Below are 18,666 nucleotides of genomic sequence, written 5' to 3'. Positions count from 1 at the left end.
CCCTAAATCCCTTGCTGTCGCAGTTCCTTGGCGAGCCGGTACAGGCCGGAGAGGTCCAACCCCGGAGTGAGCAGCGGCAGTTCGTGCAACGGCAGCCCCGCCTCCTTGAGCAGCGCCCGCTGGGAGCCCTCCAGGGCGTACCGCTCCGCGTACTCCTCCGCCTGGGTGAGCAGCGGATCGACGAGCTGCTGCGCGCCCCCGAGCCCGGCCGCCGTCAGGGCCTCGGTGACGGCGGGGCGCAGCGAGGCGTCGCGGCTCAGTGCCAGTGCGGGTTCCCCGAGGAGCGCGGGCCGCACCATGTTCACCATGATCCGTCCCACCGGGAGTTGCGCGGCGCGCAGTTCGGCGACCCCGTCGAGGGTCTCCTGCACCGGCATCTCCTCAAGGAGGGTCACCAGGTGCACCGCCGTCTCCCGGGACTTCAGGACCCGCATGACGGCCTGTGCCTGGTTGTGTATCGGGCCGATCTTGGCGAGCCCGGCGACCTCGTCGTTGACGTTGAGGAAGCGTGTGATGCGGCCCGTCGGGGGCGCGTCCATCACGACGTGGTCGTACGCGTAGGAGCCCTGCTTGTCCTTGCGGCGTACGGCCTCGCACGCCTTGCCCGTCAGGAGTACGTCCCGCAGGCCAGGGGCGATCGTGGTGGCGAAGTCGATCGCGCCCAGCTTCTTCAGGGCGCGGCCGGCGCCGCCCAGCTTGTAGAACATCTGGAGGTAGTCGAGCAGCGCCAGCTCGGGATCGATGGCGAGCGCGTACACCTCCCCGCCGCCGGGTGCGACGGCGATCTTCCGCTCCTCGTAGGGGAGCGCCTCCGTCTCGAAGAGCTGTGCGATGCCTTGCCTGCCCTCCACCTCCACAAGGAGAGTGCGCTTGCCCTCGGTCGCGAGGGCGAGCGCGAGTGCGGCGGCGACCGTGGTCTTTCCGGTACCGCCCTTGCCGCTGACGACCTGGAGCCTGCTCACGTATTCGAGCCTAACCAGTGAGCGGCCCGATCACGCAGGAGCCTCCGGAACGACGTCGGTCCGATGCGGCGGATACAGTCGGCCCCATGGCTAAGAAGTGGGAATACGCGACCGTGCCGCTCCTCGTGCACGCGACGAAGCAGATCCTCGACACCTGGGGCGAGGACGGCTGGGAGCTGGTGCAGGTCGTACCGGGGCCGAACAACCCGGAGCAGTTGGTCGCGTACCTGAAGAGGGAGAAGGCGGCGTGAGCGCCGTCGAGGACAAGCTGGCGTCGCTGGGCCTGACCCTGCCGCCCGTGGTCCCGCCGGTGGCGGCCTACCAGCCCGCGGTTCAGTCCGGGGTGTACGTGTACACGGCCGGGCAGTTGCCCATGGTCGACGGCAAGCTGCCGCTGACCGGCAAGGTCGGTGACGAGGTCACCGCCGAGCAGGCCAAGGAGCTGGCCCGCACCTGCGCGCTGAACGCGCTGGCCGCCGTGAAGTCGGTCGCCGGTGATCTGGACCGCATCGCGCGCGTGGTGAAGGTCGTCGGGTTCGTCGCCTCCGCCACCGACTTCACCGGGCAGCCCGGCGTCATCAACGGCGCCAGCGAACTGCTCGGCGAGGTCCTCGGCGACAAGGGCGTGCACGCGCGGAGCGCCGTCGGCGTGGCGGTGCTGCCGCTGGACGCGCCGGTCGAGGTCGAGGTCCAGGTGGAGCTCACCGAGGCGTGAGCGCGGCGCTGAGCGGCTCACAGCGGCTCAGAGCGCTCCGAGTGGCTTGCAGCGGCGCCCAGCGGCGCCCAGCGGCTCACAGCGCTCTGAGTGGCTTGCAGCGGCGCCCAGCGGCGCCCAGCGGCTCACAGCGCTCAAAGTGGCTTGCAGCGGCGCCCAGCGGCTCACAGCGGCCCTCAGCCGCGTACAACGCAGAGTGCGGGGTGGGGCGCCGGTGACGGATGGGCTCTCGAACATCCGACCGTCACCGGATAGCCTCCGGCCATGGCAAACGGGCAGTGGTATCCCCCCGAATGGCCGGACCGCATCCGTGCCCTCGCCGCCGGCACGCTGGTCCCGGCCCAGCCCCGGCGCGCCGCGACCGTGATGCTTCTCAGAGACGCCGAGGGGGCCCCAGGAGGCGCCGCGGACGTCGAGGGCGTCGAGGTGCACATGCTGCGGCGCCGCACCTCCATGGCCTTCGCCGCCGGTGCGTACGCGTATCCCGGCGGCAGTGTCGACCCCCGCGACGACGACCTCCGGGTCCGCTGGGCCGGGCCGTCGCGCGCCCAGTGGGCCGCGCGCCTGGGGGTACCCGACAAGGACGCCCAGGCGATCGTCTGCGCCGCCGTGCGCGAGACGTTCGAGGAGGCGGGGGTACTGCTCGCGGGCCCCACCCCGGACACCGTGGTCGACGACACGACGGGCGCCGACTGGGTCGCCGACCGGCAGGCGCTGATCGGCCGGGACCTGTCGTTCGCCGCGTTTTTGGAGCGCCGCGGGCTCGTGCTCCGCTCCGATCTGCTCGGCGCCTGGGCGCGCTGGATCACCCCCGAGTTCGAACCGCGCCGCTACGACACCTGGTTCTTCGTGGCCGCGCTCCCCGCGGGCCAGCGCACCAGCGACGACTCCACGGAGGCCGACCGCACCGTGTGGATCCGCCCGGAGCGGGCCGCGTCGGCGTACGACCGGGGCGAGCTGATGATGATGCCGCCGACGATCGCGACCCTGAGGACCCTCGCGGCGTACGGGTCGGTGGACGGCGCGCTGGCCGGTTCGACGGAGCGCGACCTGACGCCCGTACTGGCCCGGGCCCGCCTGGAGGACGGCGAGTTGGTGCTGTCCTGGCCGGGGCACGACGAGTTCACCAAGCACATCCCGGACGGCCAGGCCCCGACGGACGGCCCGAATCCGCAGACCGGGGGGACCCGCTGATGACCGAAGCCGCCGCACTTCCCGGACAGCCGCGCGGCGGGGTGCTGTCCGGCCCCGCCACCACCCGCGCCGTCAACGTCCTCGCGCCGAACGCGTCCGCGATGACCCTCGACGGCACCAACACCTGGATCGTCGCCGAGCCCGACAGCGACCTCGCCGTCGTCATCGACCCCGGCCCGCTGGACGACGCCCATCTGACGCGGGTGATCGCCACCGCCGAGCAGGCCGGCAAGCGGATCGCCCTGACACTGCTCACGCACGGGCACCCCGACCACGCGGAGGGCGCGGGCCGGTTCGCCGAGCTGACCGGCACGAAGGTGCGGGCGCTCGACCCGGCGCTGCGCCTCGGCGACGAGGGGCTCGCCGCCGGGGACGTGGTGAAGACGGGCGGCCTGGAGCTGCGCGTCGTACCGACGCCCGGGCACACCGCTGACTCGCTCTGCTTCCATCTCCCCGCCGACCAGGCCGTGTTGACCGGCGACACGATCCTCGGCCGCGGCACGACCGTCGTCGCCCACCCGGACGGCCGCCTCGGCGACTACCTCGACTCGCTGCGCCGCCTGCGGTCCCTGACCGTCGACGACGGGGTGCACACGGTGCTGCCCGGCCACGGCCCCGTCCTGGAGGACGCGCAGGGCGCGGTCGAGTTCTACCTCGCGCACCGCGCCCACCGCCTCGCCCAGGTCGAGACGGCGGTCGAGAACGGCCACGGCACGGCGTCCGACGTCGTGGCGCACGTCTACGCCGACGTGGACCGTTCCCTGTGGCCGGCCGCCGAGCTGTCCGTCCTGGCCCAGCTCGACTACCTGCGGGAACACGGCCTGATCTAGGAGAGCCAGAGGCTGTCCGGGAGCGCTGGGGAGCGCCGGGGGAGTGCCGGGGAGTCCGGCGGCGTCTAGAGGTCTCCGGACTCCCGGGGCTCGGGTCGCAGCGGCCAGGTGAGGCCCATCGCGGCGAGCCGCGGCGGGTCGGCGATGATGTCGACGCCGATGACCTTGCCGTCCCGGAAGGAGAGGGCGAGGACCGACACGACCTGGCCGCGGGGCGCCTGCACGATGCCCATGCCGTCGCCCACGTACGCGGGGACCGCCGTCGGCACGAGGCGTCCGTAGAACGTCGCCTGACCGGCCACCTCGCGGGCGCCCCGCACCAGCTTGGAGGCCGTGCCCGGGCCCGCGTCGACGCGCAGCAGCACGTCGGGGTCGAGGAGCGCGAGCAGCGCCTCGAAGTCCCCGGCGCGGGTCGCGGCGAGCCAGGCGTCGACGACCTCGCGCTGCCGGGCCAGATCGGTCGGCGCCGGGACGGTGGAGCCCTGCACCCGGCGCCTGGCCCGGCTGGCGAGCTGCCGGGTCGCCGCCGGGGTGCGCTCCACGATCGGCGCCAGCTCCTCGAACGGCACCGCGAACATGTCGTGCAGCACGAACGCGAGCCGCTCGGCCGGCGTGAGCGTGTCGAGGACGACGAGCAGCGCGAGGCCCACGGAGTCCGCGAGTTCGGCCTCCTGCCCCGGGTCGGCGGGCCTGACCACCACATCGGGGACATGGATCTCGGCCGTGCCCGGGTCGAGGGGGTCTTCGCGGCGCGACGCGCGCGTGCGCAGCATGTCCAGGCAGATCCGCCCCACGACCGTGGTCAGCCAGCCGCCCAGATTCCGTACGGTCGCGGCCTCGGGGTCGGCGCGCTGGAGCCGCAGCCAGCTCTCCTGGACCGCGTCCTCCGCCTCGCTCAGCGAACCGAGCATGCGGTACGCCACGGACCGCAGCCGCCCGCGCTCCGCCTCGAACCGGGTGGCCAGGTCGGCCGTGGACTGCGGATCGGGCGGGGACTGCGTCATACCGGGTGTTCCTCCGGGGGCGATGGGCGCGGGGGCACGGTCAGGGACTGCCATGAGGTAACTGTGCAGTGAAGTGCCGCGCGGGGCACGACATTTCCCCGCGCCCGTACGGCCCTACGCGAACGGGCCCCGCCACGAGGTGTGGCGGGGCCCGGGCGCCCGCGGAGGCGCGGTGACGCGGGGTGGCTCAGCGCGAACGCTTGGCGAGGCGCTCCACGTCCAGCAGGATCACGGCGCGGGCCTCCAGGCGGAGCCAGCCGCGGCCCGCGAAGTCGGCGAGCGCCTTGTTCACGGTCTCGCGGGAGGCGCCGACCAACTGGGCCAGCTCTTCCTGCGTGAGGTCGTGCACGACGTGGATGCCCTCCTCGGACTGCACGCCGAAGCGGCGCGACAGGTCGAGGAGCGCGCGGGCCACGCGGCCCGGCACGTCGGAGAAGACCAGGTCGGACATCTGGTCGTTGGTCTTGCGCAGCCGCCGGGCGACGGCGCGCAGCAGGGCCGCGGCCACCTCGGGCCGCGCGTTCAGCCACGGCTGGAGGTCGCCGTGGCCGAGGCCGAGCAGCTTCACCTCGGTCAGCGCGCTGGCGGTGGCGGTACGCGGGCCGGGGTCGAAGAGCGACAGCTCGCCGATCAGCTCGCCGGGGCCCAGCACGGCCAGCATGTTCTCGCGGCCGTCGGGGGATGTGCGGTGAAGCTTCACCTTGCCTTCGGTGACCACGTAGAGGCGGTCACCGGGGTCGCCCTCGTGAAACAGGGCATCACCGCGCGCGAGGGTCACCTCACTCATGGAGGCGCGGAGCTCCGCGGCCTGCTCGTCATCGAGCGCCGCGAAGAGCGGGGCGCGCCGCAGAACGTCGTCCACGAGTTTCTCTCCTATGTCGCCTGCACTGCGGGGGACGGTTGTTTCCCGCCGCCCATTTTGCCGGACGGTCCAAACAGTGTGATCAGTCACTCAGACACAAGTCTGCCGCACCTGCGTCACAACCCGACGGGGAGGGGGCCAATCGGGGGCCGATCCGAGGGCTCCGGGGCGGATGTCGGTGCCGGGCTCTAGGCTTGCCGAGTGTCCAAAAAGCCGGTGACCACACAGGCGGAGGGGGCTGGAGCGGTGACAGCCGACCAGAATTCCGCTGTGGGCGAACGGGGGCTCGGTGCTGCCCGGCCCACCGGCACGACGATGCCCCGGACCGTGTCCGTACAGGGAAAGGCCGCACAGCTCATGCCCGCGAAGAAGCCCGCCACGAAGAAGGCGGCCGGCCCCGCCCCGAAGGCGACCGGTTCGGCCAAAACGGAGTCGCGTACGGCGCTGGTCCGCCGGGCGCGGAAGATCAACCGGGAGCTCGCCGAGACGTACCCGTACGCGCACCCGGAGCTGGACTTCGAGAACCCGTTCCAGCTCGTCCTCGCCACGGTGATGTCCGCCCAGACGACCGATCTGAGGGTCAACCAGACGACTCCGGCGCTGTTCGCCAAGTACCCGACGCCCGAGGATCTGGCCGCGGCCGACCCGGAGGAGGTCGAGGAGCTGATCCGGCCGACCGGCTTCTTCCGGGCCAAGACCAGGTCGATCATGGGCCTGGCCAAGGCGTTGCGCGAGGACTTCGGGGGCGAGGTGCCCGGGCGGCTGGAGGACCTCGTCAAGCTGCCCGGGGTGGGCCGCAAGACGGCCTTCGTCGTTTTGGGCAACGCGTTCGGGCGGCCGGGCATCACTGTCGACACCCACTTCGGCCGCCTCGTCCGCCGCTGGAAGTGGACCGAGGAGACCGACCCGGACAAGGTCGAGAAGGCCGTCGGCGAGCTCTTCCCGAAGAGTGACTGGACGATGCTCAGCCATCACGTGATCTTCCACGGCCGCCGCATGTGCCATGCCCGCAAACCGGCCTGCGGCGTCTGCCCCATCGCTCCGCTCTGCCCGGCGTACGGGGAGGGCGAGACCGACCCGGAGAAGGCGAAGAAGTTGCTCAAGTACGAGAAGGGCGGCTTCCCCGGCCAGCGTCTCAAGCCCCCGCAGTCGTACCTGGACGCGGGCGGCATCCCGGCCCCGCCGCTGACCGGCACCCCCGGTGACACGACCGGGTGACATCCCCGGGTCGCGGAACGAAACGGGGGCGGGCAGGCGTTGGGCGAGTCACGACGGGTACGGGGGCGGCGAGATGAAGCACGTGAGCGAGATCGAGGCGATGAGCGGCGGGACGGGCGGGTCCGACGGACCGGGCGTGACCGATGCGACCGGGAGGACGCCGGACCGGGCCGGTGACGTCGGCCATGCCCGCGCCGGTGACGTCGACGCGGGTGTGCGGGGCGGCGCCACCCCGCACACCTCTGTGCCCACGCCCGCCCCGCCCATCCCGGACGTCTCCCTTCGCACCGAGGGCCTGCCCGGCTGGCTCGTGCCGGTCGCCGAGGCGGCCCGTACCCTCCGCGGGGACCAGCTCAGCCGCTTCCTCCCGCCGGAGGACGGCGCGGGGCGGCAGTCCGCGGTGCTCATCCTGTTCGGGGACGGTGAACGCGGCCCCGAGCTGCTGCTGATGGAGCGGGCGGGCTCGCTCAGATCCCATGCGGGCCAGCCGTCCTTCCCCGGCGGCGCCCTCGACCCGCAGGACGGCGACCCGCACACCGAGGGACCGCTTCGCGCCGCCCTGCGCGAGGCATGGGAGGAGACGGGCCTCGACCCGGGCGGCGTCCAGCTCTTCGGCGTGCTGCCGCGGCTCTACATCCCGGTCAGCGGCTTCGTGGTGACACCGGTGCTCGGCTGGTGGCGGGTGCCGACCCCGGTCGAGGCCGTCGACCCGGCGGAGACGGCCCGCGTCTTCACGGTCCCGGTGGCCGATCTCACGGACCCGGACAACCGGGTGACGACCATTCATCCGAGCGGTCACAAGGGCCCCGCGTTCCTGGTGGAATCCGCGCTGGTCTGGGGTTTCACGGCCGGAGTGATCGACCGGATCCTGCACCACGCGGGCTGGGAGCGCCCCTGGGACCGAGCCAAGACGGTCCCACTCGACTGGCGCACATGACAGGGTGGCCCCCGTGCCGTGCCGTCCTGGGGACCGTCCCCGTGACTCCGGCGCGGAAGTGGAAGACCGCGATGCGAGGCGAGGCCAGAATTCGGTGAACGTGCTGGACATCCTGCTGCTCGCGGCTGCCGTCTGGTTCGCGATCGTGGGCTACCGACAGGGCTTCGTCGTCGGCATCCTGTCGGTGATCGGCTTCCTGGGAGGCGGCCTCGTCGCGGTCTACACGCTGCCCCTGATCTGGGGCGCGGCCACCAGCGACGCGGACGTCACGACGACCGCCGCCGTCGTCGCCGTGGTCGTCGTGATCGTCTGCGCCTCGATCGGCCAGGCCTTCACCACCCACCTGGGCAACAAGCTGCGCAGATACATCACCTGGTCCCCGGCCCGCGCACTGGACGCGACGGGCGGCGCCGTCGTCAACGTAGGGGCGATGCTCCTGGTCGCCTGGCTGATAGGTTCCGCGCTCGCCGGTACGACGCTGCCCACGCTCGGCACCGAGGTCCGTGGCTCCAAGGTGCTGCTCGGCGTCTCACGGGCGCTGCCGGGACAGGCCGACACCTGGTTCGCCGACTTCTCCTCCACGCTCGCGCAGAACGGTTTCCCCCAGGTGTTCAGCCCGTTCGCCAACGAGCCGATCACCGAGGTCCAGCCGCCCGACCCGGCCCTTGCGACCAGCAGGACCGCGCTGAACGCCAAGCGTTCGATCGTCAAGGTCGTGGGGCAGGCGTCGAGTTGCGGCAAGGTCGTGGAGGGCACCGGGTTCGTCTTCTCCGACCGTCGCGTGATGACGAACGCGCATGTGGTCGGCGGCGTCGACGAGCCGACCGTGCAGATCGGCGGCGAGGGCGTGAAGTACGACGCGAGGGTCGTGCTCTACGACTGGAAGCGGGACATCGCGGTCCTGGACGTGCCGCAACTGAAGGCGCCGCCCCTGCGGTTCACGTCCAGGGACGCACGGCGCAGCGACGGCGCGATCGTCGCGGGCTTCCCGGAGAACGGCGCGTACGACGTGCGCGCGGCGCGGGTCCGCGGCCGTATCAGCGCCGACGGCCCGGACATCTACCACCGCGGCAAGGTCCAGCGCGACGTCTACTCGCTGTACGCGACGGTCCGCCAGGGCAACTCGGGCGGACCGCTCCTGACGCCGGACGGCCAGGTCTACGGTGTCGTCTTCGCCAAGTCCCTGGACAACTCACAGACCGGCTACGCGCTCACCAGGGACGAGATCGCCACCGACATCACGCGGGGCCGCACGGCGGTCCAGCAGGTGGACACGGACGCCTGCGCGCTGTAGGTACGAGTGTGCGCTCCAGGGGCGAATGCCCCGGAGCCGTGAAGGTGTCAGCCGCGCCCGCTGTGGCGCAGCCGGGCCGACACCCACCGGGCCCGGCGGCGCAGGATGCGCGGAATTCCCAGCCGGGGATCGTGCGCCGCGTACTCCTGCGGCGCGCCCCTCTGGGGAGAGCCCAGCGTCATCGCTGGGCGGCGATTGCGTGCTGCGTCACTGTAGTCGTGCGTCCAGCCCATACACCGACGTGTGCCCGGGCCCCATGGTCGGTAACCGCCCCCACGGCCCCCAAATTGGCTTATGCGTCGGGCATTTGGCCGTTCGTAGAACAGGCGTTCCCGCACGGATGCCGGGCGCTCACCGGTTGCTACGGCAGGGTCACCGATCGGGCTCGGGATCCTGCAGCCAGCTCACCAGTTCCTTGGAGAAGGCGGCCGGGTCCTCCTCGTGCGGGAAGTGGCCGAGGCCGTCGAACAGGCGCCAGCGGTAGGGCGCTTCGACGTACTCGCCTGAGCCCGCGGCGCTGCGCGTGCGCATCACCGGGTCGAGCGAACCGTGCAGATGCAGCGTCGGCACCCGGACCGGCCGCTTCATGCGCCGGTTGAACTGGATGCCGTCGGGGCGGGCCATCGACCGCACCATCCAGCGGTACGGCTCGATCGAGCAGTGCGGGGTCGACGGGATGGACATGGCGCGCCGGTACGTCTCCACGGTCTCGTCGTCGGGCTGCTGCGGCCCCGACCAGTCGCGGACCAACCGGCCCGCCAACGCCCCGCCGTCCGCCGCCAGTTGACGCTCCGGCAGCCAGGGCCGCTGGAATCCCCAGATGTAGGAACCGGCCGCGGTCTGCTTGACGTCCGACAGCATGGCCGAGCGCCAGCGCCGCGGGTGCGGCATCGACGACACCGCGAGCCGGCGCACCAGCTTGGGGCGCATCACGGCCGCCGTCCACGCGAGATAGCCGCCCAGGTCGTGCCCCACGAGCGCCGCGTCCGGCTCGCCGAGGGAGCGCACCACCCCGGTGATGTCGAGCGCGAGGTTCGCCGGGTCGTAGCCGCGCGGCGTCCGGTCGCTGCCGCCCACGCCCCGCAGGTCCATGGCGACGGCCCGGAAACCCGCGTCGGCGAGTGCGCCGAGCTGGTGGCGCCAGGTCCACCAGAACTGCGGGAAGCCGTGCAGCAGCAGGACGAGCGGCCCCTCGCCCAGCTCCGCGATGTGGAAGCGCGCGCCGTTGGCCGCGACGTCCCGGTGGACGACCTCTTTTCCACCGGGGATGTCACGACGTACGACAGAGGAAGGCGGTTGGGCCGAAGGAGTGGCGGGGTCCGTCATGCAGACGAGCGTCCCACAGCCTCGATGGCGTCGGGGACACGGTCACCGGACGTCACCTGACGGGGGTGGGGCTTGGCGTTCTGCAGGACGCCCGCCGACTCCTTGACGGAGGCGGCGACCTTCTGCGGCCCCTTGCCCTTCTTCGCCTTCTTGGCGAAGACGGTGCCGATCAGCGCGAGCAGACCGGCGAAGACCACGCTCGCGGCGAAGGAGAGCAGGAAGCACCAGGCGAGGTTCCAGCCGCCGTTGCCGTTGTGCCCGCCGGTCCAGGCGTTGATGCCGTACGCGAGCGCGAAGCTCAGCATCGGCAGCGAGAAGATCAGCACCGTCAGCGCCGCCGAGAACGCCCCGCCGCTGACCGCGCCCTTCTTGACGTCCTGCTTGAGCTGCGCTTTCGCCAGGGCGATCTCGTCGTGCACCAGCGCGGACATCTCGGTCGTCGCCGAGGCGAAAAGCTGGCCGATGCTGCGTTCGGCGCCGACCGTGCCGACCGCGCCGACCGTGCTGCCGTCGGGTGCGCTCATCGCGTACTCCCTGTTTCCTTTAGATGCTGTGGATGCTCCGGATGTGCGGACTTGATGTCAGATCATGCCGGACGCTCGCCTTCGGCGCCTTCCCCGCCCGCCACTTCGGCAAGCCTTCGATGCTCCGCGGCCTTCTTCTCGTGGATCGCGGCCATCCGCAGGTGGTAGTCCGGATTGCCCTTCTCGTAGATGTCGGGGACACCGTCGAGGTCCTCGTCGCGCTCCTCCGCCTCCCACAGGGAGCGGTACTTCGCGTTCCGCATCCTCAGGAGTACGCCGCTGCACACGGCCGCGACGAGGGAGCCGACGAGCACGGCTGCCTTCACCTCGTCGGTCAGCAGCGGGTCGTCGGTGAAGGCGAGTTCGCCGATCAGGAGCGAGACGGTGAAGCCGATCCCGGCGAGCGAGGCGACGGCGAAGACGTCCGCCCAGGCCAGTTCCTCGGAGAGCGACGCCTTGGTGAACCGGGCCGTGAGCCAGGTGCCGCCGAAGATGCCGAGGGCCTTGCCGACGACGAGGCCGAGGACGACACCGAGCGTCTCGGGCCTGGTGAACACATCGCCCAGTGCCCCGCCCGACACCGCCACACCAGCGCTGAGCAGGGCGAACAGCGGGACGGCCAGTCCGGCCGACAGGGGCCGCACCAGGTGTTCGATGTGTTGCCCGGGGGAGCACTCCTCGCCCTCGCGCCGGGTGCAGCGCAGCATCAGGCCCATGGCGACACCGGCGATGGTGGAGTGGATGCCGCTGTTGTACATCAGGGCCCAGATGACGAGGGCCAGCGGCACGTACACGTACCAGCCGCGTACGCCCTTGCGCAGGAGCAGCCAGAAGACGGCGAGACCGACGACGGCGCCGCCGAGCGCGGCGAAGTTCAGGTCGTCGGTGAAGAAGACCGCGATGATCAGGATGGCCAGGAGGTCGTCGACGACGGCCAGGGTCAGCAGGAAGGCGCGCAGGGCGCCCGGCAGCGACGTACCGATGACGGCGAGGACGGCCAGCGCGAACGCGATGTCGGTCGCGGTCGGCACGGCCCAGCCGGCCGTCGAACCGTCCCCGACCACGGTGACCAGGGTGTAGACGAGGGCGGGCGCGGCCATGCCGCAGACGGCGGCGACGACCGGGAGCGCGGCGGCCTTCGGGTCGCGCAGGTCACCGGCGACGAGTTCGCGTTTGAGTTCGATGCCCGCGACGAAGAAGAAGACGGCCAGCAGACCGTCGGCGGCCCAGTGTTCGAGGGAGAGGTCGAGACCGAGCGCGGCGGGTCCGATGTGGACGTCGCGGACGGTCTCGTAGCTGTGGCTGAGGGCCGGGACGTTGGCCCAGACGAGGGCGGCGACGGCCGCGAGGAGGAGCAGCATCCCGCCGACGGTCTCGGTCCGCAGGGCCTCGGCCACGAAGTTCCGCTCGGGCAGCGACAGGTGGCCGAATACTTTGCGGTCGCTCTTGTGGGGCGCGCTCACGCGGGGAACCTCCGGTCGGGTACGGCTGATGACTCCGCCGACCAGACTTCCCGGCACACCTGGGGACTACTTGTCGCGTCCTTGACGCGCTTTCACCCTACCGGGTGCACGCGGTCCTGCCTGGTGATCATCACCATACGCACGGAACGGGCACCCGGCGCGCTCGCCGGGTGCCCGTTCCGCCGTACTGGAGTGGATCAGTCCTCGCTGGGTGCCGCGGGCAGCCTGGTCTGGATCAGGTCCATCACGGAGGAGTCGGTGAGCGTGGTGACGTCACCCAGCTCCCGGTTCTCCGCGACGTCGCGCAGGAGGCGGCGCATGATCTTGCCGGAGCGGGTCTTGGGCAGCTCGGCGACCGGCAGGACCCGCTTGGGCTTGGCGATCGGGCCGAGCGTGGCACCGACGTGGTTCCGCAGGTCGGCGACGAGGTTCTCGTCTTCGGCGTTCGCGCTGCCGCGCAGGATGACGAAGGCGACGATGGCCTGGCCGGTCGTGGCGTCGGCGGCGCCGACGACGGCGGCCTCGGCGACGGCCGGGTGGGAGACGAGCGCGGACTCGACCTCGGTGGTCGAGATGTTGTGCCCGGAGACGAGCATGACGTCGTCGACCCGGCCGAGCAGCCAGATGTCGCCGTCCTCGTCCTTCTTCGCACCGTCACCGGCGAAGTACCTGCCCTCGAAACGGGACCAGTACGTGTCGATGAACCGCTGGTCGTCGCCCCAGATGGTGCGCAGCATCGACGGCCACGGCTCGGTCAGGACGAGGTATCCACCGCCGCCGTTCGGGACCTCGTTGGCCTCGTCGTCGACGACCGTCGCCGCGATGCCGGGCAGCGCGCGCTGGGCCGAGCCCGGCTTGGTCTCGGTGACGCCCGGCAGCGGCGAGATCATCATGGCGCCGGTCTCGGTCTGCCACCACGTGTCGACGATGGGGCACTTGTCGGCGCCGATGTTCTTCCGGTACCACATCCACGCCTCGGGGTTGATCGGCTCACCCACGGAGCCGAGCACGCGCAGGCTGGACAGGTCGAACTTGGCGGGGATGTCGTCGCCCCACTTCATGAACGTCCGGATCGCGGTCGGCGCCGTGTAGAGGATCGTGACGCCGTACTTCTGCACGATCTCCCAGAACCGGCCCTGGTGCGGGGTGTCCGGCGTGCCCTCGTAGATGACCTGCGTCGCACCGTTCGAGAGCGGCCCGTACGTGATGTACGAGTGGCCGGTGACCCAGCCGATGTCGGCCGTGCACCAGTACACGTCCGTCTCGGGCTTGAGGTCGAAGACCGCGTGGTGCGTGTAGCTGGCCTGCGTCAGATAGCCGCCCGAGGTGTGCAGGATGCCCTTCGGCTTACCCGTCGTGCCCGAGGTGTAGAGGATGAACAGCGGCTGCTCGGCGTCGAACGCCTGCGGCTCGTGCTCGGCCGACTGCCGCCCCACCACCTCGTGCCACCACAGGTCGCGGCCCTCGGTCCAGGCGACGTCCTGCTTCGTGCGCTGGACGACGAGGACCTTCTCGACGCCCTCGACGCGGCCGACGGCCTCGTCGACGGCGGGCTTGAGCGCGGAGGGCTTGCCGCGGCGGTAGCCGCCGTCGGAGGTGATGACGACCTTGGCGTCGGCGTCCTCGATGCGCTTGGCGATGGCGTCGGCGGAGAAGCCGCCGAAGACGACGGAGTGCGCGGCGCCGATGCGGGCGCAGGCCAGCATCGCGATGACCGCCTCGGGGATCATCGGCAGGTAGACCGCGACCCGGTCGCCCTGCCGGACGCCCAGTTCCGTCAGCGCGTTGGCGGCGCGGCTGACCTCGTCCTTGAGTTCGGCATAGGTGATGGCCCGGCTGTCGCCCGGCTCACCCTCGAAGTGGATCGCGACCCGGTCGCCGTTCCCGGCCTCCACGTGCCGGTCGACGCAGTTGTACGCGACGTTCAGCTTGCCGTCCTTGAACCACTTGGCGAACGGCGGGTTCGACCAGTCCAGCGTCTCGGTCGGCTCGGTGGCCCAGGTCAGGCGGCGGGCCTGCTCGGCCCAGAACCCGAGCCGGTCAGCCTTGGCCTGCTCGTACGCCTCGGCCGTGACGTTGGCGTTCGCGGCCAGATCGGCCGGCGGCGCGAAGCGACGCTCCTCCTTCAAGAGGTTGGCCAGGCTTTCGTTGCTCACGACATCTCCCTTACGGTGCTTTGCCGGGCGCCCGTTGTGTCCCAAACCACAGCTCATCAGACGCCGACCCCTGGTGACAAGGGGGGTCGATGAATTGGTTTAGACCTGTCGACGGCTCCCGGCCGAAGCGGCCGGGAGCCGTGCGTTCTCCTCGGGTTCCACGCGGGAGGCTGAGGGAGGGTTCAGGCCGGTACGCCGTCGCTCTCGTCGGCGGCGTCGGCCGTGACCTGTCCGAAGACGCGATCGGGCTCCTCCGTGGGCTCCTCCAACAGGTACGCCTGCGCCTCACCGACGTGGAAGTACATCCCGTGCAGCTCCAGCGCGCCGCGCTCGACGGCCCGCGCCACCGACTCGTGCGCCCGCAGATGCTCCAACTGCTGGACGACATTGGTGAGACAGAGCTGCTCGACGGCGTCGGCGGGTGCCCGCCCGGCGAGCCGCGCCCACGGCAGCCCGTCGTCGCTCAGCCGCTCCAGGCTCGGCGCACCGTGCCGCAGCCACCGCTTGAGCGGCGTCAGCGCACTGGCCCCGTCGGGCGGGCTGCTCAACAGCGCCTGCATGGCTCCGCACCCGGAATGCCCGCACACGGTGATCGACTGCACCTTCAGCACGTCCACCGCGTACTCGATGGCGGCGGCGACCGAGTCGTCCCCGCTCTCGGCCCCGGGCAGCGGGACGAGATTGCCCACGTTCCGTACGACGAAGAGGTCGCCCGGCCCGCTGGAAGTGATCATCGATGTGACGAGCCGTGAATCCGCACAGGTCAAGAAGAGCTGCGTCGGCTTCTGACCCTCTCTCGCCAGCCGCGCGAGCTCGCCGCGCACCAGCGGCGCCGTGTTCCGCTGGAACGCGCTGATGCCTCTGGCCAAGTGGTGCCCGCCGCGCGGCGGGGCGGTCTCGGGCGCCGGGTCGGACGGCCGGTCGCAGTGGTGGTTGCGCCACGGTGTCCAGGGCCGGCAGCACGAGTGGCTGGCGCTCGCGGGCTCCGCGATCCGGCTCCCGCCACGACCGGCCAGCTCGACCTGCCCGCCTTGCGCGGTGTGCGCCTTCTCCCAGTCCTGCAACGCCTCGTACGCGGCATGGTCCATGAACGACCCGTCCAACTCCACGACGCACGAGGCGCCATGGGGCACCTGATGCAGCACCCGGCTCAGCCGCGGCACGGCGAGGAAGGTCAACTGGCCGCGGACCCGCACATGGTGGGCGCCGCGGGCGTCCTCCTCGTGCGTGATGCGGGTCCGCGTGAGCCGGTGCAGCGCGACGGCGACGGCGACCGCGACGCCGAGCCCCACACCTTGGAGGACGCCGAACACGACGACGCCGAGCGTGGTCACGACGTAGACCAGCACCTCACGGTGGCGGGTGACCGTGCGGATGTGGTGCAGGGACACCATCTGGATGCCGACCGCCATCACCAGGGCGGCGAGGGAGGCGAGCGGGATCAGCTCCAGGACGGGCACCAGCAGCAGGGTGGCCGCCACCACCCAGACGCCGTGCAGCATCGAGGAGTTCCGGCTCACGGCGCCCGCGTTCACATTGGCGGCCGAGCGCACCGCGACCCCCGCGACGGGCAGCCCGCCGAGCGATCCGGACACGATGTTCGCGGCGCCCTGTCCGAGCAGTTCGCGGTTCAGGTTCGAGCGGCGCGTCTCGGGCGGCAGATCGGTCCGGGAGGAGGCCAGCTTGTCGGTGGCGACGGCCCCGAGCAGCGACTGCACGCTGCACACCAGCGTGGTCGTCAGCACGGCGGCGGCGATCCCGAGTACGGGCCCGTCCGGCAGCCCGGCCAGCGCGTGGCTGCTCCAGGACGGCAGGTCGACCTTGGGCAGCGTCAGGCCGAACAGCGCGGTGGCAGCGGTCGCCGACGACACGGCGACGAGGGCGGCGGGCACCTTGCGCAGGATGTGGCCCGCCCGGCCCGGGATGCGCGGCCAGGAGAACAGGACGGCGAGGGTGAGGACGCTCACGCCGTAGGCGGCTGGCTGGGCGGCGCCCAACTGGGAGGGCAACGACGCCAGATTGTCGAGCACCGCGCTCTCGGGACTGCCGCCGAGGACGATGTGGAGTTGGGCGACGGCGATGGTGATGCCGATGCCGGCGAGCATGCCGTGCACGACGGCGGGGCTGACGGCGAGCGCCGTACGGGCCACCCGCAGGCAGCCGAGCCCGAGTTGGGCGAGTCCGGCGAGGACGGTGATGGCGCAGGTGGTCCGCCATCCATAGCGCTGGATCAGCTCGGCGGTGACCACGGTCAGACCCGCGGCCGGGCCGCTGACCTGGAGCGGGGCGCCGCCCAGCAGGCCGGTGACGAGTCCGCCGACAGCGGCGGCGACGAGCCCCGACTCCAGCGGCGCGCCGGTCGCGAGGGCGATGCCGAGGGAGAGCGGGAGGGCGATGAGGAAGACCGCGACGGACGCCGACAGATCGGCGCCCGCGACACGGAAGCGGCGGCGGGGCGCCGGTGGGGGGCTGTGCGCCTTGACGGCGGTGGTGGTCGGCTCGTCCGTCCGGTCGGGGTCGCTTGATCGGGTGGGTACGCAGGCTGACATGGTTCCCGTCTCCTCCGGGGTGCAGCGCGGTCGCGGAATGTGGGGGGACCCCCGAGCGGTGGGTGGGGGTCGGTCGCGGCCGTGGTTCACGGCGTGCAGCGGCGGGATGAAATGAAACGCTCGGTAAATGGATCGTAATGCAGAGTAAAGGTTGTGGACGGATTAACCAGGCAAATGGGGTAATGATTCACTACAGGGAGTGAATAAGAATATTGGTCGGCTTGTCGTACTAATGGTGCGGATAGGTCGTGCAACGGTGACGGTGCCACCCGTATGAAGCGGGCGATTCAGGCACCCACATGTCTTGCAGGCCGACCCCAAGGAAGTAGGTGGGCGGAAGATGGCCGCCACCCAGAGGACCACCACCCTGAGGATCACCGCGGTCATCGGCGCCGCCGCGACATGCGCCACGATCCTGGCCGGTTGCGCGAACAGTGACCCGAGCACCGCACGCGACCCCGGCGCCCTCGGCCCGAAGAAGGCCGCGCCCGCCGCACCCCGCAAGGCGGTCCGGCTGATCGGCGACGGCTCCACCGCGTACACCGGCCGGCAGCCGCATCTGCCGAGAGCCGAGCGGCTCAGACCCGGCCAGAAGCCCCCGCAGTTCGTGGTCTTCTCCTGGGACGGCGCCGGCGAGGACGGACAGCGGCTGTTCTCGTACTTCCGCAAGGTCGCCAAGAAGAACAACGCGACCATGACGTACTTCCTCAGCGGCGTCTACATGCTGCCCGGGGCCAAGAAGGACCTCTATCACCCGCCGCAGCACGCACCCGGCCGTTCGGACATCGGCTTCAACGACGCCGAGGGAATCCGGGACACCGCCGAGCAACTGCGCGGCGCCTGGCTCGAAGGCAACGAGATCGGCACCCACTTCAACGGTCACTTCTGCGGCAGCGACGGCGGCGTCGGCCAGTGGTCCGTGGACGAGTGGAAGAGCGAGATCGAGCAGGCCAAGTCCTTCGTGCGGACATGGAAGAGCAACACGGGCCTGAAGAAGGCGGACCCGCTGCCCTTCGACTACGACAAGGAACTCGTCGGCGCCCGCACCCCCTGCCTCGAAGGCCAGGAGAACTTCATGCGCGCCGCCCACGAACTGGGCTTCCGCTACGACACCAGCGGCGTCAACGACCAACTGTGGCCCAAGAAGAAGCACGGCCTGTGGGACCTGTCCATGCAGCTCGTCCCGTTCCGCGGCCACTCCTACGAACAGCTCGCCATGGACTACAACTTCCTGGTCAACCAGTCGGGCGGCACGACACAGGGCGACCCCGCCAAGCGCGGGTACTGGGGCGACCAGATGCGCGACAGCCTGATCGCCGGCTTCCGGCGCGCCTATGACGGCAACCGCGCCCCGCTGATCATCGGCAACCACTTCGAGTCCTGGAACGGCGGCGTCTACATGCGCGCCGTCGAGCAGACGATCCGGACGGTCTGCAACAAGCCCGAGGTCCGCTGCGTCTCCTTCCGGCAGCTCGCCGACTGGCTCGACGCGCAGGACCCGGCGGTCCTCGCGAAGCTCGCCGGTCTGGAGGTGGGCAAGGCGCCCGAGCACGGCTGGGCGTCCTTCCTGGCCGACAAGCCGGCCCCGGCGCCCAAGGGGGCGCCGGGCACGCGCGCGGCCAAGCGGTGAGC

17 protein-coding genes are annotated in these 18,666 nt (G+C 71.3%); 8 read left to right on the top strand and 9 right to left on the bottom strand.

Annotated elements, in window-relative coordinates; genetic code table 11:
• Window positions 1-2: 2 nt before the first annotated feature.
• Window positions 3-962, bottom strand: coding sequence for an ArsA-related P-loop ATPase (locus ACIRF8_RS30895; protein ID WP_404220110.1), 960 nt, complete (start codon window positions 960-962; stop codon window positions 3-5).
• A gap of 86 nt (window positions 963-1,048) precedes the next feature.
• On the opposite strand from ACIRF8_RS30895, the gene ACIRF8_RS30890 reads away from it, so the two are divergent.
• The 4 genes from ACIRF8_RS30890 (at window position 1,049) to ACIRF8_RS30875 (ending at window position 3,701) form a co-directional block, all read left to right on the top strand.
• A complete protein-coding gene (locus ACIRF8_RS30890; protein WP_107498797.1) occupies window positions 1,049-1,213 on the top strand; it encodes a DUF4177 domain-containing protein in 165 nt (54 codons plus the stop codon).
• Entirely contained in the window at window positions 1,210-1,677 is a 468-nt protein-coding gene (locus ACIRF8_RS30885) for a RidA family protein (protein ID WP_404220108.1), read from the top strand. Before ACIRF8_RS30890 ends, ACIRF8_RS30885 begins: the two co-directional genes overlap by 4 nt.
• Window positions 1,678-1,941: 264 nt before the next feature.
• Entirely contained in the window at window positions 1,942-2,871 is a 930-nt protein-coding gene (locus ACIRF8_RS30880) for an NUDIX hydrolase (protein WP_404220106.1), read from the top strand.
• Window positions 2,871-3,701, top strand: a complete 831-nt coding sequence (locus ACIRF8_RS30875; protein WP_404220104.1) for an MBL fold metallo-hydrolase — start codon at window positions 2,871-2,873, stop codon at window positions 3,699-3,701. Before ACIRF8_RS30880 ends, ACIRF8_RS30875 begins: the two co-directional genes overlap by 1 nt.
• Window positions 3,702-3,766: 65 nt before the next feature.
• Here the strand turns inward: ACIRF8_RS30875 and ACIRF8_RS30870 are convergent, their stop codons facing one another.
• Window positions 3,767-4,705 carry a sigma-70 family RNA polymerase sigma factor gene (locus ACIRF8_RS30870; protein ID WP_404220102.1) on the bottom strand — a complete coding sequence of 313 codons (939 nt, stop codon included), beginning with the start codon at window positions 4,703-4,705 and terminating at the stop codon, window positions 3,767-3,769.
• A 187-nt stretch (window positions 4,706-4,892) separates the two neighbouring features.
• Window positions 4,893-5,567: a Crp/Fnr family transcriptional regulator gene (locus ACIRF8_RS30865; RefSeq protein ID WP_016642758.1), complete on the bottom strand. Its 675-nt coding sequence runs from the start codon at window positions 5,565-5,567 to the stop codon at window positions 4,893-4,895.
• A gap of 357 nt (window positions 5,568-5,924) precedes the next feature.
• Between ACIRF8_RS30865 and nth the strand changes: the two genes are divergently transcribed.
• The 3 genes from nth to ACIRF8_RS30850 all read left to right on the top strand — a co-directional run bounded on the left by nth (window position 5,925) and on the right by ACIRF8_RS30850 (window position 9,016).
• On the top strand, window positions 5,925-6,785 hold the full coding sequence (gene nth, locus ACIRF8_RS30860; RefSeq protein WP_404220293.1) for an endonuclease III: 861 nt from the start codon (window positions 5,925-5,927) through the stop codon (window positions 6,783-6,785).
• 73 nt (window positions 6,786-6,858) lie between these two features.
• The gene (locus ACIRF8_RS30855; protein WP_404220100.1) at window positions 6,859-7,722 is read left to right on the top strand and encodes an NUDIX hydrolase; all 864 of its coding nucleotides are present in this window, start codon (window positions 6,859-6,861) and stop codon (window positions 7,720-7,722) included.
• 94 nt (window positions 7,723-7,816) lie between these two features.
• The gene (locus ACIRF8_RS30850; protein ID WP_404220098.1) at window positions 7,817-9,016 is read left to right on the top strand and encodes a MarP family serine protease; all 1,200 of its coding nucleotides are present in this window, start codon (window positions 7,817-7,819) and stop codon (window positions 9,014-9,016) included.
• 47 nt (window positions 9,017-9,063) lie between these two features.
• Here the strand turns inward: ACIRF8_RS30850 and ACIRF8_RS30845 are convergent, their stop codons facing one another.
• The 6 genes from ACIRF8_RS30845 to ACIRF8_RS30820 form a co-directional block, all read right to left on the bottom strand.
• Window positions 9,064-9,249 (bottom strand): hypothetical protein, encoded by a 186-nt coding sequence (locus ACIRF8_RS30845; RefSeq protein WP_404220096.1) that lies wholly within the window; start codon window positions 9,247-9,249, stop codon window positions 9,064-9,066.
• A 139-nt stretch (window positions 9,250-9,388) separates the two neighbouring features.
• Complete coding sequence (locus ACIRF8_RS30840) at window positions 9,389-10,342, bottom strand: alpha/beta fold hydrolase (RefSeq protein WP_404220094.1); 954 nt, start codon at window positions 10,340-10,342, stop codon at window positions 9,389-9,391.
• Window positions 10,339-10,866, bottom strand: a complete 528-nt coding sequence (locus ACIRF8_RS30835; protein ID WP_404220092.1) for a phage holin family protein — start codon at window positions 10,864-10,866, stop codon at window positions 10,339-10,341. Before ACIRF8_RS30835 ends, ACIRF8_RS30840 begins: the two co-directional genes overlap by 4 nt.
• 62 nt (window positions 10,867-10,928) lie before the next feature.
• A complete protein-coding gene (gene nhaA / locus ACIRF8_RS30830) occupies window positions 10,929-12,329 on the bottom strand; it encodes a Na+/H+ antiporter NhaA (RefSeq protein WP_404220090.1) in 1,401 nt (466 codons plus the stop codon).
• A gap of 197 nt (window positions 12,330-12,526) precedes the next feature.
• Window positions 12,527-14,542, bottom strand: coding sequence for an acetate--CoA ligase (acs, locus tag ACIRF8_RS30825; RefSeq protein ID WP_404220088.1), 2,016 nt, complete (start codon window positions 14,540-14,542; stop codon window positions 12,527-12,529).
• 125 nt (window positions 14,543-14,667) lie between these two features.
• Window positions 14,668-17,034 (bottom strand): bifunctional SulP family inorganic anion transporter/carbonic anhydrase, encoded by a 2,367-nt coding sequence (locus ACIRF8_RS30820; RefSeq protein WP_404220086.1) that lies wholly within the window; start codon window positions 17,032-17,034, stop codon window positions 14,668-14,670.
• 340 nt (window positions 17,035-17,374) lie between these two features.
• On the opposite strand from ACIRF8_RS30820, the gene ACIRF8_RS30815 reads away from it, so the two are divergent.
• Window positions 17,375-18,664 carry a hypothetical protein gene (locus tag ACIRF8_RS30815; RefSeq protein WP_404220084.1) on the top strand — a complete coding sequence of 430 codons (1,290 nt, stop codon included), beginning with the start codon at window positions 17,375-17,377 and terminating at the stop codon, window positions 18,662-18,664.
• Window positions 18,665-18,666: the final 2 nt, after the last annotated feature.

It is taken from the genome of Streptomyces sp. NPDC102406 (assembly GCF_044765725.1).
In the GTDB taxonomy this organism is placed as follows: domain Bacteria; phylum Actinomycetota; class Actinomycetes; order Streptomycetales; family Streptomycetaceae; genus Streptomyces.
The sequence above is the reverse complement of the archived record's forward strand: the minus strand, read 5'-3'. Positions and strand labels throughout refer to the sequence as shown.